Annotated in this window: 24 protein-coding genes and 1 pseudogene; 14 read left to right on the forward strand and 11 right to left on the reverse strand. The window is 56.8% G+C overall.

The window, feature by feature from the left end; translation table 11 throughout:
• Window positions 1–93 precede the first annotated feature (93 nt).
• The gene (metB, locus tag QD409_RS00495; protein ID WP_430761541.1) at window positions 94–1,251 is read left to right on the forward strand and encodes a cystathionine gamma-synthase; all 1,158 of its coding nucleotides are present in this window, start codon (window positions 94–96) and stop codon (window positions 1,249–1,251) included.
• A 51-nt stretch (window positions 1,252–1,302) separates the two neighbouring features.
• On the opposite strand, the gene QD409_RS00500 is transcribed toward metB, so the two are convergent.
• Entirely contained in the window at window positions 1,303–2,424 is a 1,122-nt protein-coding gene (locus tag QD409_RS00500; RefSeq protein WP_430761542.1) for an HPP family protein, read from the reverse strand.
• Between the two features lie 51 nt (window positions 2,425–2,475).
• Complete coding sequence (locus QD409_RS00505) at window positions 2,476–3,381, reverse strand: LysR family transcriptional regulator (protein WP_430761543.1); 906 nt, start codon at window positions 3,379–3,381, stop codon at window positions 2,476–2,478.
• A 115-nt stretch (window positions 3,382–3,496) separates the two neighbouring features.
• On the opposite strand from QD409_RS00505, the gene QD409_RS00510 reads away from it, so the two are divergent.
• The 4 genes from QD409_RS00510 (at window position 3,497) to QD409_RS00525 (ending at window position 6,145) form a co-directional block, all read left to right on the forward strand.
• The gene (locus QD409_RS00510) at window positions 3,497–4,180 is read left to right on the forward strand and encodes a 5-formyltetrahydrofolate cyclo-ligase (protein ID WP_430761544.1); all 684 of its coding nucleotides are present in this window, start codon (window positions 3,497–3,499) and stop codon (window positions 4,178–4,180) included.
• 43 nt (window positions 4,181–4,223) lie between these two features.
• Window positions 4,224–4,529: a hypothetical protein gene (locus QD409_RS00515; RefSeq protein WP_430761545.1), complete on the forward strand. Its 306-nt coding sequence runs from the start codon at window positions 4,224–4,226 to the stop codon at window positions 4,527–4,529.
• A 224-nt stretch (window positions 4,530–4,753) separates the two neighbouring features.
• A complete protein-coding gene (locus tag QD409_RS00520; protein ID WP_430761546.1) occupies window positions 4,754–5,005 on the forward strand; it encodes a hypothetical protein in 252 nt (83 codons plus the stop codon).
• A gap of 537 nt (window positions 5,006–5,542) precedes the next feature.
• Window positions 5,543–6,145: a carbonic anhydrase gene (locus QD409_RS00525; protein WP_430761547.1), complete on the forward strand. Its 603-nt coding sequence runs from the start codon at window positions 5,543–5,545 to the stop codon at window positions 6,143–6,145.
• A 565-nt stretch (window positions 6,146–6,710) separates the two neighbouring features.
• Here QD409_RS00525 and QD409_RS00530 read toward each other — a convergent pair.
• The gene (locus QD409_RS00530; RefSeq protein WP_430761548.1) at window positions 6,711–7,724 is read right to left on the reverse strand and encodes an IS110 family transposase; all 1,014 of its coding nucleotides are present in this window, start codon (window positions 7,722–7,724) and stop codon (window positions 6,711–6,713) included.
• 111 nt (window positions 7,725–7,835) lie between these two features.
• Window positions 7,836–8,588, reverse strand: coding sequence for a F0F1 ATP synthase subunit A (locus QD409_RS00535; RefSeq protein ID WP_430761549.1), 753 nt, complete (start codon window positions 8,586–8,588; stop codon window positions 7,836–7,838).
• A 237-nt stretch (window positions 8,589–8,825) separates the two neighbouring features.
• On the opposite strand from QD409_RS00535, the pseudogene QD409_RS00540 reads away from it, so the two are divergent.
• A pseudogene (locus QD409_RS00540) lies at window positions 8,826–9,263 on the forward strand (3,4-dihydroxy-2-butanone-4-phosphate synthase); the annotation flags it as partial.
• Between the two features lie 176 nt (window positions 9,264–9,439).
• Here the strand turns inward: QD409_RS00540 and QD409_RS00545 are convergent.
• Together QD409_RS00545 and QD409_RS00550 are read right to left on the reverse strand one after the other, a co-directional pair.
• Entirely contained in the window at window positions 9,440–10,354 is a 915-nt protein-coding gene (locus QD409_RS00545) for a helix-turn-helix domain-containing protein (protein ID WP_430761550.1), read from the reverse strand.
• Window positions 10,355–10,762: 408 nt separating this feature from the next.
• Window positions 10,763–11,491: a GntR family transcriptional regulator gene (locus QD409_RS00550; RefSeq protein WP_430761551.1), complete on the reverse strand. Its 729-nt coding sequence runs from the start codon at window positions 11,489–11,491 to the stop codon at window positions 10,763–10,765.
• Window positions 11,492–11,827: 336 nt separating this feature from the next.
• On the opposite strand from QD409_RS00550, the gene QD409_RS00555 reads away from it, so the two are divergent.
• Together QD409_RS00555 and QD409_RS00560 are read left to right on the forward strand one after the other, a co-directional pair.
• Complete coding sequence (locus tag QD409_RS00555) at window positions 11,828–13,222, forward strand: MFS transporter (RefSeq protein WP_430761552.1); 1,395 nt, start codon at window positions 11,828–11,830, stop codon at window positions 13,220–13,222.
• A gap of 322 nt (window positions 13,223–13,544) precedes the next feature.
• Window positions 13,545–13,871, forward strand: coding sequence for a hypothetical protein (locus tag QD409_RS00560; RefSeq protein WP_430761553.1), 327 nt, complete (start codon window positions 13,545–13,547; stop codon window positions 13,869–13,871).
• A 119-nt stretch (window positions 13,872–13,990) separates the two neighbouring features.
• On the opposite strand, the gene QD409_RS00565 is transcribed toward QD409_RS00560, so the two are convergent.
• Window positions 13,991–15,004 carry an ABC transporter substrate-binding protein gene (locus tag QD409_RS00565; RefSeq protein ID WP_430761554.1) on the reverse strand — a complete coding sequence of 338 codons (1,014 nt, stop codon included), beginning with the start codon at window positions 15,002–15,004 and terminating at the stop codon, window positions 13,991–13,993.
• A gap of 322 nt (window positions 15,005–15,326) precedes the next feature.
• Window positions 15,327–16,250, reverse strand: a complete 924-nt coding sequence (locus QD409_RS00570) for an HD-GYP domain-containing protein (protein WP_430761555.1) — start codon at window positions 16,248–16,250, stop codon at window positions 15,327–15,329.
• Window positions 16,251–16,760: 510 nt separating this feature from the next.
• On the opposite strand from QD409_RS00570, the gene QD409_RS00575 reads away from it, so the two are divergent.
• From QD409_RS00575 to QD409_RS00600, 6 genes are all read left to right on the forward strand, one after another.
• Window positions 16,761–17,588, forward strand: coding sequence for a phosphogluconate dehydrogenase C-terminal domain-containing protein (locus QD409_RS00575; RefSeq protein ID WP_430761556.1), 828 nt, complete (start codon window positions 16,761–16,763; stop codon window positions 17,586–17,588).
• Window positions 17,589–17,663: 75 nt separating this feature from the next.
• A complete protein-coding gene (locus tag QD409_RS00580) occupies window positions 17,664–18,605 on the forward strand; it encodes a D-ribose ABC transporter substrate-binding protein (RefSeq protein WP_430761557.1) in 942 nt (313 codons plus the stop codon).
• A gap of 78 nt (window positions 18,606–18,683) precedes the next feature.
• The gene (locus QD409_RS00585; protein ID WP_430761558.1) at window positions 18,684–19,328 is read left to right on the forward strand and encodes a DUF2291 family protein; all 645 of its coding nucleotides are present in this window, start codon (window positions 18,684–18,686) and stop codon (window positions 19,326–19,328) included.
• Window positions 19,325–20,875 carry a sugar ABC transporter ATP-binding protein gene (locus QD409_RS00590; protein ID WP_430761559.1) on the forward strand — a complete coding sequence of 517 codons (1,551 nt, stop codon included), beginning with the start codon at window positions 19,325–19,327 and terminating at the stop codon, window positions 20,873–20,875. The genes QD409_RS00585 and QD409_RS00590 overlap by 4 nt, the downstream gene beginning before the upstream one ends.
• Window positions 20,872–21,936, forward strand: coding sequence for an ABC transporter permease (locus QD409_RS00595; RefSeq protein ID WP_430761560.1), 1,065 nt, complete (start codon window positions 20,872–20,874; stop codon window positions 21,934–21,936). Before QD409_RS00590 ends, QD409_RS00595 begins: the two co-directional genes overlap by 4 nt.
• Before the next feature lie 117 nt (window positions 21,937–22,053).
• Window positions 22,054–22,281: a hypothetical protein gene (locus QD409_RS00600; protein WP_430761561.1), complete on the forward strand. Its 228-nt coding sequence runs from the start codon at window positions 22,054–22,056 to the stop codon at window positions 22,279–22,281.
• A gap of 393 nt (window positions 22,282–22,674) precedes the next feature.
• Here QD409_RS00600 and QD409_RS00605 read toward each other — a convergent pair whose 3' ends face one another.
• From QD409_RS00605 to QD409_RS00615, 3 genes are read right to left on the reverse strand one after another with little or no spacing between them, the layout of a single operon-like run.
• Complete coding sequence (locus QD409_RS00605) at window positions 22,675–23,448, reverse strand: ATP-binding cassette domain-containing protein (RefSeq protein ID WP_430761562.1); 774 nt, start codon at window positions 23,446–23,448, stop codon at window positions 22,675–22,677.
• The gene (locus QD409_RS00610) at window positions 23,448–24,479 is read right to left on the reverse strand and encodes an ABC transporter permease (RefSeq protein WP_430761563.1); all 1,032 of its coding nucleotides are present in this window, start codon (window positions 24,477–24,479) and stop codon (window positions 23,448–23,450) included. Before QD409_RS00610 ends, QD409_RS00605 begins: the two co-directional genes overlap by 1 nt.
• A 40-nt stretch (window positions 24,480–24,519) precedes the next feature.
• Window positions 24,520–25,605 carry a sugar ABC transporter substrate-binding protein gene (locus QD409_RS00615; RefSeq protein WP_430761564.1) on the reverse strand — a complete coding sequence of 362 codons (1,086 nt, stop codon included), beginning with the start codon at window positions 25,603–25,605 and terminating at the stop codon, window positions 24,520–24,522.
• Window positions 25,606–25,781: the final 176 nt, after the last annotated feature.

The raw sequence follows: 25,781 nt of genomic DNA on the forward strand, positions 1-25,781 counted from the left end.
AATATCTCCTTCGCGCAGCTTGCGACCCATCGATCGACTGGCGATGCGCAACGCCGCAAGCGGCAATTCCAATTCGTGAAAGGCAATTGACCGGTGTCGATCAATAAGGACTTCAGAACGATTGCGGCGGCAAATGGGATAGCAGACGACATCGCTTATGGTGCCGTCACCCCACCCCTTTACCTTTCAAGCAACTTCGCCTTTCGACAGTTCGAGCAAGCACAGGCCTATGAATACTCCAGAACGTCCAATCCGACCCGCGATCTGCTGGCCGATACACTGGCAAAGCTCGAAGGTGGCGCCGGAGCCGTGGTGACCTCGTCCGGGATGGCCGCCGTCAATCTTGTGCTCAGCCTCCTGAAACCAGGTGATCGGGTGATTGCCCCACATGACTGTTACGGCGGGACCTATCGGCTATTGACCGCCTTGCGAGACAAAGGACATTTTCACGTCGAGTTCATCGATCAAGGCAACCACGAAGCCCTGGCCTCAGCTTTGAGCCGCGGCGCGACGCTCGTCTTTGTTGAAACGCCGAGCAACCCGCTTATGCGCATCGTCGACATCAACGTCATTGCCCAGCAGACGAAATCCGTGCAGGCACGCCTCGTGGTCGACAATACCTTTTTGTCGCCTGCACTGCAGCGCCCGATCGCCCTTGGCGCCGACTTCGTCATCCATTCGACGACAAAGTATCTGAACGGCCATTCCGATGTCGTTGGTGGCGCCGTCGTCGCGGCAAGCTCGAATGACGTGGAAGAATTGAAGGCTTGGGCAAATATGATCGGTGTCACGGGATCGCCATTCGATTCCTATCTCACTCTGCGCGGCATTCGGAGCCTTTTTGCCCGGATCGAACGACAGCAGACGACGGCTATGGCCGTCGCCCGTTTTCTTTCGCAGCATCCGCAGGTCGGTGTGGTCCACTATCCCGGTCTGCCGACCCCCCCCCGCCATGAGCTTGCGGCGCGGCAGCAATCCGGTTTCGGAGCCATGTTGAGTTTCGAACTTGAAGGGGGGCTTGAGGCGGTCCGCCATTTCGTGGCGGGGCTGAGGATATTCACTCTTGCCGAATCGCTGGGCGGCGTTGAAAGCCTTGTTGCGCATCCAGCAAGCATGACCCATGTCGGCATGGGTGCCGAGGCTCGCCACGCCGCCGGCATAAAGGAAGGGTTGCTTAGGGTTTCGGTTGGCCTGGAGGCCGAAGAAGATCTGCTATCGGATCTCGCCGCCAGCCTGGCGAAAATCGAGTAGTCGGCCAGTCACCGCGCTTAGGGAACCCGCTTCGAATGCTTCACGCCTATTTCAAGCGACACTGACGGAGGCGGCGTCGTTGTTCGGCAGAAGCCGCGCCATGGCACTCAACAGATCCGTTTGCGATATCAGACCGAGGATTTGCCGTTCGGTATCCACGACGATCACCGCATGCGTGCGCCCATCCGTCAAAACAGGCAATAGCGACAGAGCGGGATCGCCGGCATCGGCCATGGCGGGCTTCGATAGCGCTTGCGCGATGGTGTCATTGCTTTCCGACAGTTCGCGCAAACCGACCGTTCCAAGCAGCCGGCCCTCTTTGTCCTTCACCGGCAATGTGCGGATATTATGTTTCAGCAGGAGATGCCGCGCATGATCCGGCTCGGCATCCCTGCCGATGGCGATGACATCGCGCGACATGATGTCGGCGCAGCGAATGTCTCCATGCGAGCGCACCACCGCCTGCTGTTCGACCTGCCGCAACAGGCGGCTGAGATCTGCCCGGTCGATATCGAAGGTCTCATCAAGCACTTCCAACGCCGCGTCGAGGTCTTCCTCCTGAAAACCCACGCGCAAGGGCGGCGGCAAGTCGCGCGTCTGATGGGTATTCTCCGCGGGCTTCGCGACCACATGCGGATAATTGCGTCTGGAGAGTTTGTGGAACACCAACCCGAGGCCGACGAGTATGCAAGAGTTCAAGGCAACCGGCACAAATGGAAACAGGAACCCCCAGCCCGCAACAACCGGGCCACCGAGGACGGCTGTCAAGGCTGCGGCACCGCCCGGCGGATGCAGGCACCGCGTCAACGACATGGCACCGATCGCAAGCGAGACGCCGACGCCGATTGCGATGATCGGATCATGAATGAGATAGGCTGCTATAATACCCATCATGGCGGAAATGGTATTGCCGCCAATGATCGACCAGGGTTGCGCAAGCGGACTTGCAGGCACCGCGAAAAGCAGCACCGCGGACGCACCCATGGGCGCAACGATGAGCGGAAGTTGTGGCCCCTGCCCGAAAAGATAGCCGCTGATGACGCCGGTAAGGCCGATACCGATCAAGGCGCCGAGACAAGCGATCATTCGTTCGCGTAAGGTTGCTCCGGCAAGGATCGGGGCAAACAAGCGGAACCGGCTGGATCCGGCCTTCTGGGAGTCTGGGTGCTGCATGATGAAACCAGTTTTGAGACGGGTATTTCGTGAATGAAGGGAGAGCTCCGGCTAGTTCGTCGCCAGCCGCAGGCCCCTGCCCCTGGTGGTGCCGAGAACCTCTTGAAACGCATTGAACGCGCTCGGACGATCGTTTTTACGATAGATGAGGACGGTGTCGACGGTGGCGAGTTGATGCGTCGGCGACGTCATTGGCCAATGCATGAGATCGAGGACCGACTTTGGCATGACACCGGCCGCATTGCCCGTCGCCACACTTGCCAGGATCGCATGATAGGAACCAAGCTCGGTCGTTTGCAATATGCTCGACTGGCGCGCCCAGCTTTCGGCGATCCTTCGATAGGTGCATCCGGGTTCCAAGGCGGCAATTGATCCGACCCGCAAGTCGGCTGCCGATCGGATCGATGGATGACCGGATGGCAATACAAGGAGCAGATCCTCGACAAACACCGGCTCGGCCTCGAGCTGCTCGAGTTCGGCATCAAGACCTGCATCTTCATCCAGCATCGCCTTGGGGGGCCGGGCGATCAGCGCGCAGTCCAAAACATCTAGCAGAACATCTCGGGCAAGATCACGGGACGCGCCAAGGGTTAGTTGGAGCGAGATATCCGGCCACATCTGATTGAATTGGCTAAGCGCCGCGGGCAACCGGCTTGCCGCCGTACTTTCCATCGTTCCCAAACGCAATGTGCCCGATGGGCGCAGAGGCCTGACCGCCTGACGTGCCTCAAGTGCAAGCGCGGCAAGCCTATTAGCATAGATCAGAAACGTCTCGCCTTCCTTCGTCAGGGTCATCTTCTTGCCGTCGCGGCTGAAGAGCAAAACGTCAAGATAATCTTCCAACTGCTGGATGCGTGTCGTCACATTCGATGGCACGCGCCCGAGTGCTCTAGCAGCCTTGGTGACGCTTCGCTCGCTGGCGACGGCGAGGAAGATCTCGATCGATGAAAGGTTCAACGGAAAGATCTCGATTCAGGAATTAAGTTGCCCTATCATTCCCTATATAAAAATCATTGTCGCAGCTCAAGCATGTTTCGACATCGAGCCATGGAACGGGAGCGTTAAAGAGCGGATGGCAAAATCGGATCGGGATCAAAGGGACGAAGCAACCCACGAATACGCGTCACCCGCCTGCATGCTGCATGAAGTCGATCCCGCTTATAGCGGCATCTCGTCCAGCGAGGACCGCGTCTCGGATATCGTCACATGGAGAAAGGCGCAACGGCTAAGGCTGATCGACGAGCGAAAGGCCTTGTCGCTCGCACAACGCGAAGACTACGCACGCTTGATCGCGACCTATCTCGATCAGATCGTCACGGATGTCGCCGGCAAGCATGTCAGCCTGTTCTGGCCATTCCTGGGAGAGCCGGACCTTCGAGGATGGATGGCAGCCTTGATGGCCCGCGGCGTGGATTGCCTGTTGCCCGTGGTCGTCGACAAGGCAAAACCCCTGATCTTCCGATCCTGGAAAATAGGTGAGCGGCTTGAACGCGGGGTATGGAACATCCCGGTGCCGGCAGAAGGCAAAGAAGCCGTTCCAGACGTCGTCATAGCGCCGCTCGTTGGCTTCGATGCGCAATCATTCCGGCTTGGCTATGGCGGCGGATTTTTCGATAGAACCCTCGCTGCCCTCGACCGCAAGCCTCTGATCATCGGCGTCGGCTTTGAATCGCAAAGAATCGAAACGATTCATCCACTCGGTCACGACATTCCGATGGACGTGATTATCACGCAACTCGGATCGTGGCGCCGATGAACTCCCATGCAACTCTTCTTCCATCCGCGCCAGGACGCAATTCATGCCGGCCAATCTGGTGAACGAGTTGCTGCTGGTCTTTTCAATCGGGCTGAGCTGGAACGCCTTCATTCCGGTCTTTGACCCGAAGGCTCCCGCACAACTACTGCTATCTTTCAAAACGAGCCTTGCGTCCAGTGTCGCCGTCGCCGCAATTGGTTTCGGCTTCCTTTACTATGGCCCAATAAGCGGCAGCGTCGTCTTAGGAATTGGCCTCGGTTTTTCGCGCCTTTGGGCTTCAAAGGCAACCGATCCGGCAATAATCATGTTGTCGTCGATGTCCATGCTGCTGTTTCTCGCAAGGCTTTAAGCCCACCGGATTTCGCCCGAGTGCGAAACAGAACGGCAGGCCGCTCTTTAAACAGGCAATGACCAGCGCCTGCTGGTTATTTATCTCGTTCGACCGTTGTCTTTCTTCATTGGCATATAAATTGCCTCTCCATAGTAAGACCATCCGAAGAGACCATATTCATGCTGCAAATTTTCCTTCCGTTGCTTTTGAGCGTTGCGATTGGGCTGAGTTGGAATAGGTTCTTGCTCACCTTTTCCGGCCTGAGCGACAGTCTCCAAAACCAGATGCCCGTGACGATGGTCGCAGCAGCCGTCAGCCTGTCCGCCCTTGCATTGTCTGTTGCCGATAAGGGATTGTTGTTTGGAACAGCAATCGTCCTGCTTGGTCTGGCGCTTGCGGTCATCAGCAAGAGCTTCTCCTACCCGGTCGCAATTGTCGGCCTTTCAGTCGTCAGCCTTGCAGCCTATCTGCAGCTCACAATGCATGTTCCGTAAGGACACCGCTCTTGTCACTGCAAGCGATTGGACGCCCTGAAATCATTGGAATCCGCGCATTTGTCCGAGAAGCTGACACCGATCCACGATCTATAGCGTTGCCTGACGCACACCAGCTTTTGGACGCTATCGCACCTAGCCTTCGAAAACGAAAGCACCCTACAACAATGAGTGTCCTCATAGAGGATCGGGAGCCGTCTATTGACAGGATGCGCATGCGACGAATTAAGCGGGAGCGAGGTTAGTTGTTCGAGCGGCCTAAATCATCCTCTCCCAAAACTCCATAATATCGGTCGCTGAACGCAAACAGCCAACAAACCTCTACCCAATTGGCATTAGATACTTCTCTATTTCCCTGCTCGTGGAAAACGCACCGCAAAGTTCCCGTTGGCTGGGCATTGACTTTTGACTATCCCAGCGAAATGGTCTTGAGCAATCGGCGTCGGAGATCAGCATGTTTGACTGTTTTGTAAAGCGTAGGACAGAAGAAGCCCTTGCGATTGTTCTTTTGGCCTTGCTCGCGGGGCCTCTTCACAGATGATCGCCAAACTGCTTTCCAACAACAAGGTCTGGGCCGCCGAAAAAATCAACGCGAATCCGAGCTACTTTCGCGATCTTTCGGCTATCCAGAAACCTGATTATCTGTGGATCGGTTGCTCGGACAGCCGCGTACCGGCGAATGTCATCACGGGACTTGAACCGGGTGAGGTTTTTGTCCAGCGCAACGTCGCAAATCTCGTACATCCAACTGATCTCAATCTGTTGTCGGTTGTCGAGTTCGCCGTTGGGGCACTCGGTGTGCGACAGATCATCGTCTGCGGCCATTATGGCTGCGGCGGCGTACGCGCGGCAATGGATGGTGAAAGTCACGGTATCATAGACCATTGGCTGCAGCCGATCCGCGATGTTGCCGACAGAAACTTTAGCTGTCTTGAATGTATCAAGAACGAGGACCAACGCCTCGAGCGGCTCTGTGAACTCTCTGTCATTGCGCAGGTGGATCGCTTGGCGCGAACACCGATCATTCGCTCCGCGTGGCGGGCCAACGAAGAAGTTGTCATTCACGGTTGGATCTACGGCCTGACAGATGGATTGCTAACAGACCTTGGCTGCAGTATCGGGCCAGGAGATCTGAATTAGGATCCCATGGACGGCTGAATTCACCGAAGCGGGAAAATCCTTGGACTAATTAACTTTCATGCCACGGTGAAAAATCGCGATCGTCGATAGAACGCTTCAATCTCTCGTTCGAAACGATCAATTTCAACAGAGACCCACCGTTCCCATATCCTGGAAGCAGGAAACGACAGCTTCCGCTTCAAAGCCAGCTCGGCCGCCGCGGCACAAAAGAGAAGAGAAAAGGCCAATCCCTTGACCAAAGCCTGATCAGAAAACCATACTCAGAGTGTATCAGTTTATCCGTATCCCGTGGTCCAGCCCGAGGGGTTCATATGTGGACGCCTCCTTGGCAAGACGATAATTGACACCATTCTGAGCTTGGTCGGTTGCAGTCATATGTCCGGCCTTTCGATGCAGCATGTTGTGCTGCTGGCCCTGATGAACCTCCGCGGATTGGATCCCTAATCACTCCAGCGCGCTCTATGTCGCTGAACCCCTCGGGCTTTCCAAGCCCCGGCTCTGACCGGTTCTCATCAAGTGTCTTTCGTCCTCACCAACGCGTTATCGTGTTAAAGCCCATGTCTGTTTAAGCGGGGATAACACGGTAAACCTCCCCTCTCGTCATGATCGCCCAAGCTATGCGCGCCATTTTATTGGCGAGCGCAACCGCCACGACCTTCGCGGGCTTTTTCTCCATGAGCTTGCGGATCCACGCTGTCTTGGCGGATCCCTCCTCGCGGGCGAAGCGAATGACTGCTGTCGCTCCGACGACGAGTAATGTTCGAAGGTATCCGTCTCCCATTTTGGTGATACCTCCAAGGCGCTGCTTGCCGCCCGAGGAATTCTCTCGTGGCGTCAGGCCGAGCCAGGCGGCAAACTCACGGCCTGATTTGAAGGCCGTCGGATCTGCAACGGTTGCGGCCATCGCTGTTGAGGTCACACCAAATCCGGGAATTGTTTCCAATCGGCGGCTGGTCTCATTGGCGCGGTGTTCGCGCACAATGTCCACTTCTAGTTCTCTGATGCGCTTACCCAGCTCGATGAGGCTCAATGCCATGGGCTCGAGCGCTCTTCGGGCGAGATCGGGAACATCATTCCCCTCATTTTGGGGCGCACTCTGCGCTGTCAGGAAAGTGCGAATGCCTTTCGGCATGGCGATGCCTAATTCGGCGAGATGCGCACGGATTGCATTGGCGAGCATAGTTCGCTGCCGGACCAGCAGCGCCCTGCAGCGATGCAGCATTAAAACCGATTGTTGCGCTGCTGTCTTCACGGCGACAAACCGCATATTTGGCCGCATCACTGCCTCGCAGATCGCTTCGGCATCGGCCATGTCATTCTTGTTCCGCTTCACATAGGGCTTGACATATGCCGGTGGCATTAGACGAACGGTGTGCCCAGAGCTTTCGATCTCTCGCGCCCAATGATGTGCCGTTGCACAGGCCTCAATGCCGACCAGACACGGCTCAAGCTTGCTGAAGAACATCAGGACATCTGAGCGACGCAGGCTACGCCGCACGGCAACTTTCCCCTCCGCATCGATGCCATGAACTTGAAAAATGCTCTTGGCCAGATCAAGGCCGATCGTGGTGATTTCCATGCGGATGCTCCTTGTTTCTCTATCCAACCGTAAAACGGATACCACGAGAGCCGTTCTCTCGGGCGGAGGCGTCCACATCATCACTCCATACCGCGATTCAATTTAGATACCTCAGTGTCCACCAGGATGGATCGCGTCATTGAGGTACAAGCAAGTCAGTAAGGCAAAGACATAGGCCTGTAGGAAGGCCATGAGGAACTCAAGACCGGTGAGGGCGACGGTCATAATCAGGGGAAAAGTGGCACCGCCGACGCCGAACACTCCCAGAGCACCGAGCGAGGCGACGAACCCTGCAAACACCTTGATTGTGATATGGCCAGCCAGCATGTTGGCGAAAAGACGAACCGAGAGTGAAATCGGCCGCGACAAGAAGGAGATGATTTCGATCGTCACGACCAGCGGCAGAAGTATTGCGGGCACACCATGCGGCACGAAGAGGTTCAGGAAGCCGAGGCCGTGCTTCCGGAAACCATAGATGATGACGGTCAGGACGACGAACAGTGCAAGCGCGAATGTGACGATGATCTGGCTTGTAACGGTATAGAAGTAGGGAAACATGCCAATCATATTCGCGGTCAATACGAATATGAACAGGCAGAAGACCATCGGAAAGAATTTCATCCCTTCTGTCCCCGCTCCTTCCCTGAGCATCGACTCGACAAATTCGTAAGACATTTCCGCGACAGACTGCGTGCGGGTCGGGATGACGCTTCGACTGAAAGTGGCGAAATATAGGAAACCCGCAGAGATGACCGCTGCAGCCACCATGAATAGCGAAGCGTTGGTGAACGAAAAATCGATTCCGTCGATTTCGATCGGCACGATCTTGTAAATCAGGAACTGATGGATCGGCCCGTTTACCACCGCTTGCTCTTTCTCGTTTGTCCGCCATCGTGACGCAGTTGGTCGAGCAAATCATGAACTTTTAACGCTAATCCTCAAGCGCTTTATCGAAAGCCGCGCAGGGATGTCGCGTAGCGCGATGCGATTGACTTGTGCGCGCGGTACGCTGCTATTGCGGTAGTTCGACTGTTTATATCGTATTACGATATAAATCAAGGTGGCGACGGAAGATCTGCCCAGCGACTCGACGAGCTTTAAATCCCACTCATGGTGCCGCGCAACACGGAAGTTTTGAAGACCGCTTTCACGGTGTCCGTTGACTATATTCCGGAAACAACGACGGGAATCTCGGCGGCTGACCGAGCCGCGACGGTCCGCGCGCTGGTCACACCCGGTTCCCGCCCCGATGATTTCGCGCGTCCGGGTCATATCTTTCCCTTGCGCGCGCACCTCGAAGGCGTTCTCGGCCGGCCTGGACATACCGAAGCCGCTGTCGATCTGGCGAGACTTGCCGGGCGGACGGCGTCTGGCGTGATTTGTGAAGTCGCGAATGACGATGGAACCATGGCTCGCCTGCCCGACCTCGAACGCTTCGCGGAACGCCACGGCTTGCTCCTGGTGACGATCGAAGATCTCCAGGCCTATCTCTCGCACAAGCGTCGTGACACCTTCGCCCCGGAGCGTTCAGTCGCGTAACCGACGACCGGATGTTCCAGATTGCCCGCTGAAGAGCAATACATGAGGCGAGCGAGGCTCCGCCTCATGTCACAACGAGGCAGAGCCTTCCTCGCTCGCTCACGTCCAGATCAACGGGATCTGGCTTCTCCATCGAAGCCCCGCAGCTCGGCCCACGCAAATCAACATCCTATCCATTACCCGCGAAATCGCAGCTCCGTCGGCGTTTTTCCCCTGTACCTCTTCATGGTAGCAGTCAAATGGCTTTGATCCGAAAATCCGGCCATGTAGGCGACTTCGGCAATCGCGAGCTCGCCCTCGACCAGCAACTTTTCCGCAAAATCCAAACGCAGGTTAATGAGATATCGGTTCGGCGGTGTTCCAAACGTCCGCGCGAACCTCACTATGAAATGGTTCGGTGAAATTCCGGCCACAGACGCGAGTTCGGCGACGTTTGTCTTTTGCGTAAAATGTTCGCTTAGATACTCCCGTACGCGTCGAGCGCCACCGGGGGAGAGTCCACCCTTGAGTGACACAGAGGGTCTCTTTCGGCTGGTGTAGGTACGAAGAAGGTGAACACCGAACAGCGTGACCAATGAGTCCAGATAGAGCTCATTTGGAGCGACGTCTCCGGTTAGCTCGGCGCAGACCCTCTTAGCTATGTCGAGGACCCAGAGATCGACTGTACCGAAAGCCGGCGGCTCAAGCTCCACATCCGTGCCGTCGAACTCATGAACCGCTAATTCGGCTAGAATTTCGGGGGGGATCGCTACGACGAGATTTTTTCTGGTCGCCAACCAGGCTAAGCTATCATCGACGCCCGCAGGACTAATGGCGATGCAGCCAACCGGTGCATCGTACTCCTTGATCCTGTCGCTGCCGCGCGAAGCTCTCAACTTCCGTGCGGTCGCCAGCACAATTCCGACGGAATGTTCGCTGGCTGGGAACTTCTGCGATCCTGCAGAGCGGACGGAGTATATCGCGCTCCCACGCATGGTTGCCTTTCTCGCACTTCCACTTTCCGGGATCATGTCGAAAACGTATCGCTCCGTGAGCTCAGAGGCAATGTCTCTGAAATCGGCTCGTCCCCGAGCCTCTTGCGCATCTTTCATTCCATGTCGCCCCGCCCGAACGAAATCTTGCACGCAATGATAGACAGAAGGGGCGTCAATCGTTGATTGATGCCATCTCGCCCAACTCCGCTTTTGAGCGTCGCAATAAAGTCAGAGCAACGCCTGTGTTTAGATAGGCTAAAACATTGGATCGTAAAGGAAAAAATGGTTGTCGCAACCTAGGCTGTCACCGAACACTCATTCAGCGACGACCGGAGCCAGGCGGCGCCCGCTCCCAACCGAGCCTAGAGTAACCAATTGGCATTCCGTACCGTCGCCAACCTTTTCGCGCCTTGCTATGCGATTGACCTAGATCGTCCTGCGTTTATCCCATTTTTCACCGAATCCTCAGTGAACAGTCTTCCGGCAGAGCCGGCTACGTGGTCGCGTTTTAAGCTCCGTTGAAGATCATGTTCTCGCCACTGCGTATATATCTCTTTGCTTTCCAAAGACGATGCCTACATAGGTCTCGCCTGAACGAACCACATGATCCCGCATCACTCGCTCCGCTAAATCGGCATCACCCGAAATAATCGCTTTTGCGATGCTTGCGTGTTCATCGAGCGCCTTTTGCCGCTCCGTGGGATCGAGGTGAATGACGCGTCGAATGCTTGCGTCGTAAAATTGCTGACGCTCGATGAGTTTCGCCAGATAGCCGCAGCAAGAGATGCGATGGATGTCATCGTGGAAGCTCTCATTGAGTGCAATTAGCCTATCGGCATCGCCGGATGCCGTTACCTTTTCCATGACATCAACGGTCGCAAGAAGCTCCGTTCCCGACCGCTTGTCTATGCGTTTCGCGGCAAGACGAGCGATCATTGATTCAAGTGCTGCACGGGCAAGGATCATCTCCTCCGCCCATTGCGTACCGAAACGGATGGCAACGCCGCGGCGCGGTAAGGTCTCGACAAGGCCTTCCGTTTCGATCTGACGCAACGCCTCTTTGATGGGCGTCGTGCTGACACCGAATTGCTCCGCTAGCTGACGCTCTTTGAGCCTTTCGCCGGTGGCGAAAGCACCCGACAAGATGGCGCTTCTGATCGCACGATAGACATGATCGCGGACGGTGACCTGAAAAGCCGGATCAATTCTTTCAAAGGCCACGCTTCTTCCCGCGTCCTGCTTCACTTCAATCATCTTTTGAATCTCATTGACTGGCCTTCATGGGTATGACATCTGGTATATCAGATTTCAGATTTCTGTCGACATCGGAATTCGGCAGATGGAGTCGCCACAAGGTTGAGGAGTCTTGAGGAGGATGCGCCATGCAAGAAAACCTAACGCTTTTGCCAGCATTTTGGCGGCGAATATCCGCGACTTGGGGCCAGCGTTCGGTGGGCCATCGATCATCACGCCATAGGGCCTGATCCAGCCGCAGCTTGCCCTCAAACAACGATCGCACTTCCTCGGTCGAGCTGGACGCGCAGCTATCAAAGGATGTTGCAGGATCCGGACCTCCGAAAGGCTCTTTGAATGACAACCCATGCTTCCGCAGCATTCGGCGTGCCGCGTGCCGGCTATCAACGGTTCATTGTACTCGCGCTCATCACCGTTATCCTGGCTGTCAGCACCGGAGACCGGGCAACGCTTTCCGTCGCGGGCCCAGGCATTGCAAAAGATCTCGGCATCAGCGCCGTGAATATGGGTTGGCTCTTTTCTGCATTCTCGTGGAGCTACTTCATTGCGCAGGTCCCATCGGGATATATCGTCGATCGGACGGGTGCTAAGGCTGCCATGTTGATTTCGTTGACCGGATGGTCGATCGCGATCGCCCTTGTCAGCGGTGTTGGTTATTTTGCCTATCCGGTGGTTGCACTTTACGTCTTGAGGTTTGTACTTGGGTTACTGGAAGGACCGGTAACTCCGGCCTCTGCCCGCGTCATCGCAGCGTGGTTCCCTTCTGACGAACGAGGCGTCGCAGGCGCAATCTTCAATTCGGCCCAGTATCTTTCGCTGGCTATCTTTACCCCCTTGATGGGCGCGCTGTTCCATTACTTCGGTTGGCAACACATCTTCTCGGTCATGGGGGTGACCGGATTGGTCTTGGCGATCATCTGGTGGGTGGCCTATTTCGCTCCCAGCCGTCATCCGCGGGTGACGAAGGAGGAGATCGCCTACATCAAGGCTGGCGGCGCCTTGACCGATGTGGGTGGAGAGAAAATCAAAGGCGACGAAGCACAAGTTCCGGCTCGACAAGTCGCTCGGCAAATTTTGACAAACCGCATGTTGCTCGGGATTTTCCTTGCCCAATATTGTATTTCAACGCTCTCGACATTCTTTATTTCATGGTTTCCGAGCTATCTGGTTCAGGAGAGACATTTTTCCATGCTTCAGGCCGGGTTCGTGGCATCCTTGCCGGCGATTTTCGGATGCATCGGCGGCGTCTCGACCGGATTTTTCTCTGACTGGCTGCTGCGTAGATCGGGCTCCCTCAGCCTTGCCAGGAAAGTACCGATTACCATCGGGCTTGGCCTGAGTTCCGCGATCATCCTGTGCAACTATACGGATGCAAATGCCGTGGTTGTTGCAATCATGTGTGCCGCCTTCTTTGGCAAAGGCTTCGGGGCGTTGGGATGGACCGTCGTTGCCGACACGGCGCCGAAAGAAGCGATCGGCTTGACCGGCGGCCTGTTCAACGCTGCAGGCAGTATCGGCGGGGTCATCACTCCTGTCGCGATCGGCTATATTATCGAGGGCACCGGCTCTTTCCATGGAGCACTCCTCTATGTCGGACTGCATGTCATCGGCGCGGTCATCAGTTATTGGGTAATCGTCGGCCGGATCGAGCGGTTCAAGATTGCAAAACCGGCAGACAATCCTGTCAACGCAGGCTTCATACTCGCGAAAGGCGGCGATCGTGGTTGCTGAACTCATGGATCGCCGGCAGAGGTTGGCGGCAACCAATGCTCAAATCGTACTCTCGAACGGGTCTGCACCAGCGACCGCTCCATCGCAGTTCAATTGTTCGCCCAGCCAATTAAGGCGATAAAAACGAAGCTTGCGAAGACAACAAGAGCGAAAGCGACGGTGGCGGCCTGAATGATTCTGAGATGCTGACGAAGTGAAAGATATGCAAACCAGAATGCCGCAATGGGTGATATGCTCAAAAATAGCATTCCAATCACAAAGGCACCGATATCAATTCTGTTGAGGGAGGAGTTTCGCCGGAAGACAATGAGGTCAGCAGGTCGTGAACGCTCAGGCGACCAAAGAACTGGCCAAATGGGGGCCGCGGAACGGATCTGCTTTCGCCAAGGCTTATATTGATAACGAAGCGGCCTGTCACAAAGCGGTCAATAGTGCGCCCGTCATCGTCGCCGGATTGCGGCCGACGGCGATCGGCACGGCGGCGGACGAATATCAATGTCGTTGCGAAGATGAAGTTCGACCCGCCACCGACCAACTTCACGTCGGCGACGTGATCTCTGGCGCAACGGTGAAATACTCCACCACACTGCGACCGCGCGCGACGCCAGTTTCGATGTCGATCTGTCGGCCAAGTCGCAGGTACGCATGACGATCGAGCGCGTCGGGGCTGTTGAGTTTTACTGCCGATTTCATCCAACGATGAAGGGAGAGTTTGAATTTCGAGGCGTAAACCGCCCCCGGACAACACCGGGAGCGGAGCAGCACTATTTACTTGGCATTCTTGACGAATTCCGTCGTATAGGTCTTCGACAGGTCGATCGTCTTGCCCTGCACATTCTTGGAAAATTCCGAAAGAACGGCAAGAACGGTCTTCGGGCCGTCTTCCGGCATCACGCCGTCCGGGGTAAACATCGCCTTGCCGTTTTCGAGCGCCTTCACATAGCCCTCCTTGTCGCCGACGTAGAAATCCTTCGGCATCTTGTCGGCAATCTCGGCAGCGGAATGGGTGTTGATGAAATGCAGCGTCTTGACGAAGGCGTTTGCCAGCTTCTGCGTTTCCTCCTTGTGATCCTTGATCCAGGATGCCTGCATGTAAAGTGACGCGGCGGGATAGGTGCCCCCGAGAACCGCCTTCGTTCCGGCCATGGTGCGCATGTCGATGAGAACCTTGGCTTCGCCAGTCTTCAAGAGGTGCGAAATCGTCGGCTCGGTCGTCATTCCGGCCTGGATGGCGTCCTGTTGCAAGGCGGCGATGAAGGTTTGGCCGGCGCCGACCGGAACCGAGGTGAAGTCGCTGAGCTTCAAGCCGCTTTTAACCGCAAGATACTGCGTGAGGAAATTGGTGGAGGAACCGAGGCCGGTGACGCCGAGGCTCTTGCCCTTGAAATCGGCGGGTGACTTGATCTCGGGATGCTTGCTGGACACCAGCTCCACCTCGCCTGGCGCCTGGCTGAACTGCACGACGGATTCGACGAATTTGCCTTTGCCCTGAAGATCTATGCAGTGATCGTAGAAGCCGACGACGCCCTGGACGGCGCCCGCGAGCATCTCGTTTTCCGCATCGACGCCGGCGGGCTCGTTGAGAAGTTCGACGCTAAGCCCCTCCTCCTTGAAATAGCCAAGCGCCTCGGCAAGCTTGGCCGGCAGATAGATCTGCTTCTCATAGCCACCCACCATGATCGAAATCTTGTCGGCCGCATGCGCGGCCGTTGCTGCAAAAGAGGCAGCAGTCACGGCAAGGGAAAAAGCCGCCGAATATGTGAGAACGCTGGATGCACGCATGAAATTCTCCTCCTGTTTGAATGCCGCGGCAACACTTGGTCACCGCCTTGGCATAAGCTTCCTCCACGAAGCCAGGCAGGCTTGCACGAGCAACCTTTCAGTCAGCTTTCAATTGAGATACCGCAAAACACAATTCCTACCTCCGGGCCAGCATGAGGCGATCTGGCGTTGAAGGCCTGGAAGCGATGGCTCTCGCCATAGCTAGTCCAACGATCCCAGCGACGGTTCGACAGGATTTCTACCATGCGCGCCCACGATATTGCCCTCGACGCCATGCTGGATGGCTCTATCGCCACAAGGCTGGACCTGCGCGCTCGAGCGGTTACAAATCCCGTTCAACACCAACGAAGGATACGAATGCATCCAGAAGATCAGGGTCAAATTGTCCCTCTGATCGGAGCATACAGCTGATCACTTCCGGATGAGACCAAGCCCGCTTATATGGTCGCACCGCTATAAGGGCGTCATACACATCGCAAATCGACGCGATGCGGGCTACGTAAGGAATATCGCGCCCGACAAGTCCGTGTGGGTAGCCAGTGCCATCAAACCTTTCATGGTGATAGAGGCAGACATCCAAAACTTCTGTCTGCACGCCAGCGATCTGCGCAATCATCTCGCGACCCCGCTCCGGGTGCTTCCGGATAACCGTGAGCTCTGCGACTGCAAGCGGGCCTGATTTTTGCAGCAAGGCGACCGGTATAGCCATTTTTCCGATATCGTGCAGCAGCCCGCCCAAGCCAAGCAGCCTTACGGTTTCTGAGTTGAACCCTAGGTTTCGGGCGAATGCAATCATCAAGGCGCTGACAGCCAACGAATGATAAGCAATTCCCCCGTCTTTGTCCTCGAGCTTTGCTTGTGGCATCAAGGAGATGGAGTTGGCCAAAGCTGCTGACATGAGCGTCTCAACGACGCCGTATGCTATCTCGATCTGCAGCGTATGATGCAGCCGAGCGCGCCGAAATAGCGCGCGGATTTGTGGTCGCGGGTCTTTGAACGTTTTCCGAGCAAGCGCGGCGCGCTCGACCGAAGATCGCGTGTCGATAGAACCAAGTAATTCGAGGGTTTTCGACATACCTTGTGGAAGCAAGACTGACTCAGGCTTGAACCGTTGCCCGGCATCTACGACGATATTCAACTTCTGACTTTGCCTTGCAGCGCAAATCTCCGCGCACAATGCTCGTAAGGTTTCACCTGATGTCGCTGGGGGCCGATGCCCAATGGGTTCAGGTTCGTCGATGACCATTCCCATCCCCCGCCTATCGAGTTGACCCTTCGACTCACGATTAAGTTTCTTCCGATCATTTTGGCGAGTAATCCGAGAATTACCTTTCCGTGCCCTTGCCATCGGAAGAGCGGATTATAACACGGCCGATCAATCTTTCGATGATTAAATTAAGAATTTACTAGAAATATCCAAAACTACAGCGCGATAATACCAGCGGTTTAAGCGCGACCCGCCAGATATAACTTCAAAATATACTTTAATACGTTCATTTTTATAATTTGTAACTTAATAAAGTAGGCGATTGTTTGGCGCTTAGGCATTCAACCCGTTGGTTCTCACGAAGCGCCAACGCGGCTGCCTATCTATGTACAGACCAAATCTAAGTCTCGTCTGCTTCCTAACAAATCTGTGCGCGGGGAGCATTGCGAAGGTCTATCGACGCCCCGGTAAGATATCACATGGCATGGTGATTGACTCATTACACCAGTATGTGCTCCAATCCGTAGAAATGAACAGAGCGAGGAAGACATGACTGCAATTGCTCTTTTCGGCGCCGGCGGCAAAATGGGCTACCGGCTCGCCAAGAATCTGAAAGGCTCGCGTTTCGACGTGCGCCATGTCGAGGTCGGCGATGCCGGCAAGGCCAGGTTGAAGAATGACCTCGCCATCGATTGCGTACCGGCGGACGCCGCCCTTGACGGTGCCGATGTGGTCATCCTTGCTGTACCGGATACGGCGATCGGCAAGGTCGCCGCCGGTATCGTCGACAAGTTGAAGCCGGGAACAATGGTTGTGGCGCTCGATGCCGCCGCTCCCTTCGCGGGCCATCTGCCGCAGCGAGACAATCTTACCTATTTCGTCACCCATCCCTGCCATCCGCCGATCTTCAATGACGAAACGGACATGCAGGCGAAGAAGGACCATTTCGGCGGCCTGTTTGCCAAGCAGCACATCGTTTCGGCGCTGATGCAGGGGCCGGAAAGCGCCTACGCGCTCGGCGAAGAAATCGCCAAGGTCATCTGGGCACCCGTCATGCGCTCACACCGCGTCACCGTCGAGCAGATGGCGATGCTCGAGCCGGGCCTTTCCGAGACGGTCTGCGCATCCCTGCTCGTCGTCATGCGTCAGGCCATGGATGAATGCGTTGCCCGCGGCGTGCCGGCGGAAGCTGCCCGCGACTTCCTGCTCGGCCATATGAACGTGCTCGGCGCCGTGATCTTCAAGGAAGTCGACGGCGTGTTCTCCGATGCCTGTAACAAGGCAATCGAGTTCGGTATCCCCGCCCTGATGCGCGACGACTGGAGGAAGGTTTTCGAACCGCAGGAGATTGCCGCAAGCATTCAGCGCATCACCTGAGGACATCCTGGGAGGGCTTGCCCTCCCTTTCTGCCCTGCTGGGAACAGGGCCTGTTTCATAACTGGGAGGAAACCATGAAACTGACACGCAGACTGACGCTCGCGGCCTTTGCCGGCGCTCTTGCCCTGGGCACGACCGCACCTGCCTTCTCGGCCGATCTGATTGCCATCATCACGCCGGCCTTCGACAATCCCTTCTTCAAGGCTGAGTCCGTCGGCGCCGAAGCCAAGGCGAAGGAGCTGGGGTACGACACGCTCGTCATGTCGCATGACGATGACGCGAATAAGCAGTCCGAAGTGATCGACACAGCGATCGGCCGTGGCGCCAAGGCCATCATTCTCGATAATGCCGGCGCCGATGCGACGGTTGCCGCCGTTAAGAAGGCCAAGGATGCCGGCATCCCCTCCTTCCTCATCGACCGCGAAATCAACGTCACCGGTATCGCCGTCGCCCAGATCGTTTCCAACAACTACCAGGGCGCACAGCTCGGCGCGCAGGAGTTCGTCAAGCTGATGGGTGAGAAGGGCAATTATGCCGAACTCGTCGGCCGTGAAGCTGACACCAATGCCGGCATCCGCTCGCAGGGCTATCACGACGTCCTTAACGACTATCCGGATTTGAAGCTGGTCGCCAAGCAATCAGCCAATTGGAGTCAGACCGAAGCCTACGCCAAGATGGAAACCATCCTGCAGGCGAACCCAGATATCAAGGGCGTGATCTCGGGCAACGACACCATGGCGATGGGCGCAATCGCAGCGCTTCAGGCAGCCGGCCGCAAGGACGTGATCGTCGTCGGCTTCGACGGCTCCAACGATGTGCGCGACTCGATCAAGGCGGGCGGCATCAAGGCGACGGTGATGCAGCCGGCCTATGCCCAGGCCCAGACCGCGGTTCAACAGGCCGACGCCTACATCAAGAACAAGACGGTCCCGAAAGACGAGAAGCAGTTGATGGATTGCGTCCTTATCAATGCTGACAATGCCGACAAGCTTGAGACCTTCGCACTGAAGAACTGATGGCGGACCGAGCACCAAGGAGAGCGTGGAAAACCCACGCTCTCCAGATACGTTTCCTGTGAGATAGAGGTGCATTGCATGTTGAGGATCAGAGGCGCGGTCGTGGCCGTCATGCTGGTCGCAGCGCTGCCTGGCTGCAAGATCATTAAAACACCGACGCCTGAGGAAAAGGCGGCGGAGGCGGCAAAGACCACTTTCGACCCCGCCGCCAAGGTCGACGCGATCTGGCAGTCGCAAGTGCTCCCCGACCTTGAGAAGCGCGCCGGCGACTTCAAGACGGTGCTGCAGGCAGTCGCATCCAACCCGGATGAGGCCGGCGCGAACTATGGCAATCCGCGCAAGCAGACCTCATCGCCCTGGACCTATGCGGTCAAGCTCACCGGCAAGATCGTCGCCGCGGATACGGCCTCTCGTGCAGCGACCCTCGACATCGACGTGGATGGCGACGGCAAGGCGGACGCGAAGGTACAGATCGGTCCTGCGATCCGTGGCACAGCCTTGCGCGACGCGCTGGGTTTCCTCGACTTCAACGAATTCAGAAACCAGATCGAATGGGCGCAGTTCGGCAAAGCGTTCAATGAGAAGGCAAACACATCCTTTCTCGCGGCCCTGCCGCGCGATGGCCTTGTGGGCAAGGTGGTCACAGTGACTGGCGCGTTCCCGCTTCCCACCTCCGGCCAGCTTCCCCTGATCACCCCTTCGGCATTGGCGTTGAGGCAATGAGCATGAGCGATACGACAGAGGGCAACATCATTCTTCGCCTGGAAGACGTATCAAAGGTCTATTCAGGCATCGTTGCGGTCAAGCGCGCCAATCTCGAGCTGCGGCGCGGCGCGGTCAATGTGCTTGTCGGTGAAAACGGCGCCGGCAAATCAACGCTGATGAAGATCATCGCCGGCGTGGAACGGCCGACTGTCGGCCGCATCGTCCTCGAAGGCGAAGCTGTTCATTTCGACAGCCCTGCTGACGCACAGGCACGCGGCATCGGCATGATTTTCCAGGAGCTCAACCTCTTCGCCAACATGTCTGTCGCCGAGAACATTTTTGCGACACGGGAAATCACGCGCGGCATCTTCGGCATCGATCACAAGGCACAGATCACCAAGGCCAATGAGTTCCTGAAGAGGTTGGATGCGGGCATCAATGCCGAGACCATGATCGAGGATCTGCCGATCGGGCAGCAGCAGCTTGTCGAAATCGCCAAGGCGATCTCGCTCAATTCCCGTATCCTGATCATGGACGAGCCGACATCGGCGCTGTCTGCGGCGGAAGTCGACATCCTGTTCAAGGTGATCGCCGAACTGAAGACGCAAGGGGTTGCAATCGTCTATATTTCGCACCGGCTGGAAGAGCTGATGCGGATCGGCGATTACATCACCGTCCTGCGCGACGGACAGATCACCGGCCAGGCGATGGTCCGCGATATCGATACGAAATGGATCGTCCGGTCGATGATCGGATCGGACGCCAAGGATTTTGCCAAGGGCGACAGCCACACGATCGGCAAGGAAGCCTTCCGCGCCGAGGAGATAAGCCTACCGCGCTCCACGGGCGGCCTTGCCGTCGACCATGTCTCGCTCTCCGTTCGCGCCGGCGAGATTCTCGGCATCTATGGATTGATGGGGGCCGGCCGCAGCGAGTTCTTCGAAAGCGTCATGGGCCGACACAAGCATTCAACCGGCAAGATCTTCATCGACGGCATCGAGGTTCGCGAACGCGACACCACACGCCGCATCCGGCGCGGCCTGGCGCTGATACCGGAGGACAGGCAGCGCCAGGGGCTGGTGCAGGTGCTATCCATCGCCAGCAACCTGACGCTCGCAAGCCTCGGACGCTTCGCCCGCTTCTTTCACATCGATGCCGGCGCCGAAAAACAGGCCACGCGCGACATGATCCGCGACCTGTCGATCAAAGCGCCCAACCCGGATTTCGAGGTGACATCAATGTCCGGCGGCAATCAGCAGAAGGTCGTCATCGGCAAGGCGCTGATGACCGACCCCAAGGTTCTTTTGATGGACGAACCGAGCCGGGGCATCGACGTCGGCGCCAAGGCCGATGTCTTCCGCACCATGCGCAAGCTTGCCGGCAAAGGCCTGGCAATCCTGTTTTCGACATCGGACCTTGAAGAAGTCATGGCGCTTTCCGACCGTATCGCAGTGCTCAGCAACGGCAAGTTGGTCGCGATCTTCGACAGGAAAGACGCCACGGAAGAAGCCATCATCGCCGCTTCGGCCAAGGGACACGGACACACAAGGGAACTCGCGTCATGACGGCAGATACCTCTACTTCTTTTGCGGCCAAGCGCTCGAACGGCTCTGCACTCCTGACGCTGATGAAACTCAGAACCTTCATCGCGCTCTTTGCCGTCATCATCTTCTTCGCCATCTTCGCCCCGAACTTCACATCGACTGCCAACATGATCCTGATGTCGAAGCACGTCGCGCTCAACGCCTTCCTGGCGATGGGCATGACCTTCGTCATCATCACCGGCGGTATCGACCTCTCAGTCGGCTCGATCGTCGGCCTGTGCGGCATGGTGGCGGGCGCCCTCATCCTCAACGGCGTCGCATTGCCGATCGGATACACCGTCTATTTCAGCATATACGAGATCATCCTGATCACCCTTGCGGTCGGGCTGCTGATCGGCCTCATCAACGGGCTGCTCATCACCAAGCTGAACGTCGCGCCCTTCATCGCGACGCTCGGCACACTCTACGTCGCCCGCGGCCTCGCGCTGCTATCCTCGGACGGTCAGACCTTTCCGAACCTGGTCGGCAGGCCGGAATTCGACACGACCGGCTTCGATGTCTTCGGCGCCGGCAGGCTGCTCGGCCTTCCCGTTTCCATCTGGATCCTCATCTTTCTCGCGCTGATCGCCGCCTATGTCTCCCGCTCGACACCGATCGGCCGGCATATCTTCGCTGTCGGCGGCAATGAGCGCGCGGCGCGCATGTCCGGCATCCGCGTCGATGTTGTGAAGATCTTCGTCTATATGTTCTCAGGGCTGTGCGCCGCGATCGTCGGCATCATCATTTCATCGGAACTGATGGCCGCGCACCCGGCGACCGGCGAGAGCTTCGAGCTCAACGCCATCGCCGCGGCCGTCCTTGGCGGCACCTCGATGTCGGGTGGACGCGGTACGATCGGCGGTACCATCATCGGCGCCTTCGTCATCGGTATCCTGTCAGACGGGCTGGTTATGATGGGCGTATCATCCTTCTGGCAGATGGTCATCAAAGGGCTGGTCATCATCATCGCCGTAGTTGTCGACCAGGCGCAGCGGCGTCTTCAGCAACGCGTTACCCTAATGCAAATGGCAAGAGCCGGATGAAGGCACAAACGCCGCTTTTGAGGGGATAAGAACCCGCAATCTCACCGAGCCAGATCGCAGAGCATCTGAATTGTATGATAATCTGCATTGTCATGCTTAGGGAGGAGCAGGTGCGCGATGCCCAAATACAAGAGGCTTTCTGACGATAATTTGTCGCTGGCGATCGACCGCACACAGGCAGCGATCGAAGGACAGAAATTGATTGTGGCAAAGCTGATCGCCGGTGCGGCGGGTTTTCAGGATGCGCCTGAACACCGACAGCTCGCTGATACGCATCGTTTGATGCGAGAGATTTTGGAACTGGATCTGAAGGCAATGGAAGCAGAGTGGCAGCGGCGGCGATGACCGAAGCGTACGACGCTACAAGTAGCCAATTCACGTGTAGGCGCTTTGGCTTCAACCGCCGATCTTGAGATTGGTCCCGTTCTCCTGAGCCGCGCTCGCGAAAGCGGGAAATTGGTGCCTGCCGCCAAAGAGCGGCGACCGCATCTGAGGTTGTGCAGGCTCGAGAGGCGAGCCGGTAATCGCCATGGGCTCAGACCGTGGATCCGCGAACGAAGGAGGCTTTGTGATGCCATCCAAATGAACCATTGACAAAAACCTGATGTGAAGGAATCGGACCGACGGCGGCGCTCCAGCTTTTCTAAGCTCCTGATAAGTCTCGATGCAAGGTTCATAATAAGTCACCCGAAGTCTCTTCGATACAAGACGCCGCAAGCTCACGCTCGTACCATCCCGTCAGGCCGTGACGCGAGCATTACGATATTTGCTGACCACGAGATCCATCAGTTCCTGAATCGAGGTGTCTGCGGTCGGCTTGTCGAAGGCGATGGCGCCGTTCTCGACAAGGTTGATGCGGTCGCAGACATCGAAGATTTGCGCGTAATTGTGGGCAATGATGATGATGGCAACTTCCCCCTCACGCTTCAGACGTTGGATAACATCAAGAATCTGGGCGGATTCCTTGACGCCCATCGCCGCCGTTGGCTCATCGAGCAAGAGAACTTTCGCCTTTTGGTAGACAGAACGAGCAACTGCAATCGCCTGTCGCTGACCGCCGGATAGTCTGGCGACTGGCACATCGACGGACGGAATCCTCACCCCCATACGGTCCAGCAATTCAATCGCCCGCGCCCGCATTGTGCGATCATCGAGAATGCCGAGAAAGCGGCCATGGACCGGCTCACGCCGCAAGAACATGTTGCGGTAGACATTGACTTCGTTGATCAGCGCCAGATCTTGGAAGACGGCTTCGATCCCAAGGGAGCGTGCGTGGCTTACCGAGTGAAGCGTAGTGGGTTGGCCCTCGAAATAGAGCTGGCCGCTTGTCGGACGATGAAAGCCGGTCAGTATCTTGATAAGGGTGGACTTGCCTGCTCCATTGTCGCCGAGAAGTCCCAAGACTTCGCCTCGGTGAAGCCGCAAGTTGATATCCCGCAGAGCTGTCACCTGGCCGAAGGACTTTGCGATGTGCTCCGCTCTCAGGACTTCGGTTTGAATCTCGTCTGGCATCACACATCTCCACCGCGCATTTGTGTCAGGCGAACGTTGACAGCCATGGTCACGAGGATCGCCGCTCCGAGGATCATATCGAATGTGTAGGCACTGACGCCGAGCAGCGTGAAGCCGTCCGTCAGGATACCCAGGACCAGCGATCCGATCAGAGCGCCAATGACTGTTCCCACACCACCGGTCAGCAACGTGCCGCCGATAACCGCACCAGCCATCGCCTGGAACATGATCTGGGAACCGCCGGCCAGGGGGTCGACGGATCCGATCCGAAACGCGTCAATTATCCCCCCGAAGCCACCCAAGACACCGCAAAGGATAAAATTACCGATCTTTATTAGGCGCACAGATATGCCGACCTCGGCTGCGCCGACGAGATTTCCGCCAGTTGCCACGGTATGAAGACCCCAGCGGGTCTTCTTGAGAAAGAATTGCAAGATGAGCGTGATGACGACAGCCCAGCCGAGTTCCGACCAGGCGCTCCCGCCGAACAGACTGGTAAACCCCTCCCCAGCTTGTGGTTCCACCGGAAAGCCGCCCGAGATCGTTAGCGTGAATCCATTGATGGCGAACAGCATCCCGAGCGTCGTGACAAAGGACGGCACCCGTAGCAGTGTTGTGATCAGCCCGTTGATAAGACCGACCACGGCCGCCGCACCGAGACCGACAAAAACCGCCAGATAGTATGGCGCACCTGCTGCTGCCGCGAAATACATGACAAACGGCGTCAGTGCGTAGACCATGCCGACCGACAGGTCGACCTCACCGCAGACCAGCACCAGCACTTCGCCGCCGGCGATAATTGCTGTGGTGCCGGAGTATTGGATGAGGTTCTGCAGATTGGCTTGAGATAGGAACGCGCCATTGGCATATTGAAAATAGGCAGCAAGCGCGATGCCTGCTGCGAGAATGCTCGTCTCACGCCAGCGCAAGACGACCATTCCCATGGACTGCCATGATCTCAACCAAGACGTCGTCATATGGGGCTTTACATCAACATCGGCCGACCGGCGGGCGGCATCTTGTTCGGTCATAGCGAACCAACCTTTTGACCAACACTCGACATTCGGCAACTCAGCCAGCGATCGATTTGGGTCTTTCGAGGAAAGCTTCATCGCTCGAATTGCCTTCGAAGCGGCTCTTCGTCTTGCGATAGGCTTCCACGCCGTCCTTGGTGACGAATTTCAGACCAGTATTCATCTCGGAAGGCCCGGTAAGGCCGCCGGACGCGGTGAAGAGGAACATTTCCATCACCGTGTAGAATCCCTGTAGATAGGGCTGTTGATCGATGGTGAAATCCAGATGCCCTTCAGAGATCGCGTCGAGTGTCTGCGGCAGAAGATCGAAGCCGCCGGCACGGATGCCTTTGGCGTGAAGATCGTATTTCTGCATGGCCTTGCCGACCGACAAGGTGCTGCCGGCGTCGACCGCAAACATACCTTTCAGATTGGGATGACCGGTGTAATAGGCATCGACCCGCGTGACTTCCTCATTGATGGTCGGACCGGTGGCTATCTCCGCCAACGTGATCTTCTTGCCGGATGCCTTGATTGCATCCCTCGCCCCGTCCATGCGTGGCTGGATATTGAGCTGCCCTGGCGTGGCGATGAAGCCGGCAACATCACCTTCATCGACAAGACTGACGATGCGTTCACCAAGCGACTTACCGGCCTGATAAAGGTCCTGACCAATATAGGCAAGGCGCTTGTTACCGGTCGTATCAGCGTTATAGGCAAAGACGGGAATGCCGGCAGCGAGAGCCCGTTCGACCGGCGCATTGAATGCATGTTGATCGACGAGACAGACGGCAATCGCGTCCGCTTTGGCTGTGATCGCCGTATCCATCGCGTTGACCATCTCGGACGCAACGGATGTCTGGGATCCCGTCCATTGATACGAGCATCCGAGCAACGCGCATGCGTCAGCGATGCCATACTGAGTCGGAACGAAGAAAGGGTTCGTCGTGACGTGATTGATGAAAACGAACTTCCAGTTCGGATGGCTTGGAAACGTCCCCTCCATACTGGTTGCGGCCTTGGCAAGCGTCGGCAGGCCAGCAATCGCGGCAACGCTTCCGCCCAACATCCCTAGAAGCAAATCGCGCCGCGAATTACTGCGCAAGCCGACTAGTTCGCCATCATTATCGTTATTTCCGATCATTGGAGTTATCCTCCTCTTTAGTCGTCCGACAACTCAATGTCGGAAGGCTTTGTTGCAGGGTGTTTCCCGGCGCCCTTGACTTAAGATGGCGTGACCGTCTCCTTATCGAAAACAGGTCTCGCCCATTGTAGATGGTGAAGAAATATCGACATTTCCGTGGCAGAAATGAGAACGGG

Origin of the sequence: Rhizobium sp. BR 315 (assembly GCF_050577975.1) — a bacterium.
GTDB lineage: Bacteria > Pseudomonadota > Alphaproteobacteria > Rhizobiales > Rhizobiaceae > Rhizobium > Rhizobium miluonense.

Coding starts and splice junctions, on each gene's coding strand:
- QD409_RS00575 (WP_430761556.1), top strand. CDS start 16,761: ATGACTGCAATTGCTCTTTTCGGCGCCGGCGGCAAAATGGGCTACCGG.
- QD409_RS00530 (WP_430761548.1), bottom strand. CDS start 7,724: ATGGAAATCACCACGATCGGCCTTGATCTGGCCAAGAGCATTTTTCAA.
- QD409_RS00610 (WP_430761563.1), bottom strand. CDS start 24,479: ATGACCGAACAAGATGCCGCCCGCCGGTCGGCCGATGTTGATGTAAAG.
- QD409_RS00550 (WP_430761551.1), bottom strand. CDS start 11,491: ATGATTGAAGTGAAGCAGGACGCGGGAAGAAGCGTGGCCTTTGAAAGA.
- QD409_RS00525 (WP_430761547.1), top strand. CDS start 5,543: ATGATCGCCAAACTGCTTTCCAACAACAAGGTCTGGGCCGCCGAAAAA.
- QD409_RS00545 (WP_430761550.1), bottom strand. CDS start 10,354: ATGAAAGATGCGCAAGAGGCTCGGGGACGAGCCGATTTCAGAGACATT.
- QD409_RS00615 (WP_430761564.1), bottom strand. CDS start 25,605: ATGATCGGAAATAACGATAATGATGGCGAACTAGTCGGCTTGCGCAGT.
- QD409_RS00570 (WP_430761555.1), bottom strand. CDS start 16,250: ATGGTCATCGACGAACCTGAACCCATTGGGCATCGGCCCCCAGCGACA.
- QD409_RS00555 (WP_430761552.1), top strand. CDS start 11,828: ATGACAACCCATGCTTCCGCAGCATTCGGCGTGCCGCGTGCCGGCTAT.
- QD409_RS00500 (WP_430761542.1), bottom strand. CDS start 2,424: ATGCAGCACCCAGACTCCCAGAAGGCCGGATCCAGCCGGTTCCGCTTG.
- QD409_RS00605 (WP_430761562.1), bottom strand. CDS start 23,448: ATGCCAGACGAGATTCAAACCGAAGTCCTGAGAGCGGAGCACATCGCA.
- QD409_RS00515 (WP_430761545.1), top strand. CDS start 4,224: ATGCCGGCCAATCTGGTGAACGAGTTGCTGCTGGTCTTTTCAATCGGG.
- QD409_RS00585 (WP_430761558.1), top strand. CDS start 18,684: ATGTTGAGGATCAGAGGCGCGGTCGTGGCCGTCATGCTGGTCGCAGCG.
- QD409_RS00510 (WP_430761544.1), top strand. CDS start 3,497: ATGGCAAAATCGGATCGGGATCAAAGGGACGAAGCAACCCACGAATAC.
- QD409_RS00600 (WP_430761561.1), top strand. CDS start 22,054: ATGCCCAAATACAAGAGGCTTTCTGACGATAATTTGTCGCTGGCGATC.
- QD409_RS00595 (WP_430761560.1), top strand. CDS start 20,872: ATGACGGCAGATACCTCTACTTCTTTTGCGGCCAAGCGCTCGAACGGC.
- QD409_RS00565 (WP_430761554.1), bottom strand. CDS start 15,004: ATGCGTGCATCCAGCGTTCTCACATATTCGGCGGCTTTTTCCCTTGCC.
- QD409_RS00590 (WP_430761559.1), top strand. CDS start 19,325: ATGAGCATGAGCGATACGACAGAGGGCAACATCATTCTTCGCCTGGAA.
- QD409_RS00580 (WP_430761557.1), top strand. CDS start 17,664: ATGAAACTGACACGCAGACTGACGCTCGCGGCCTTTGCCGGCGCTCTT.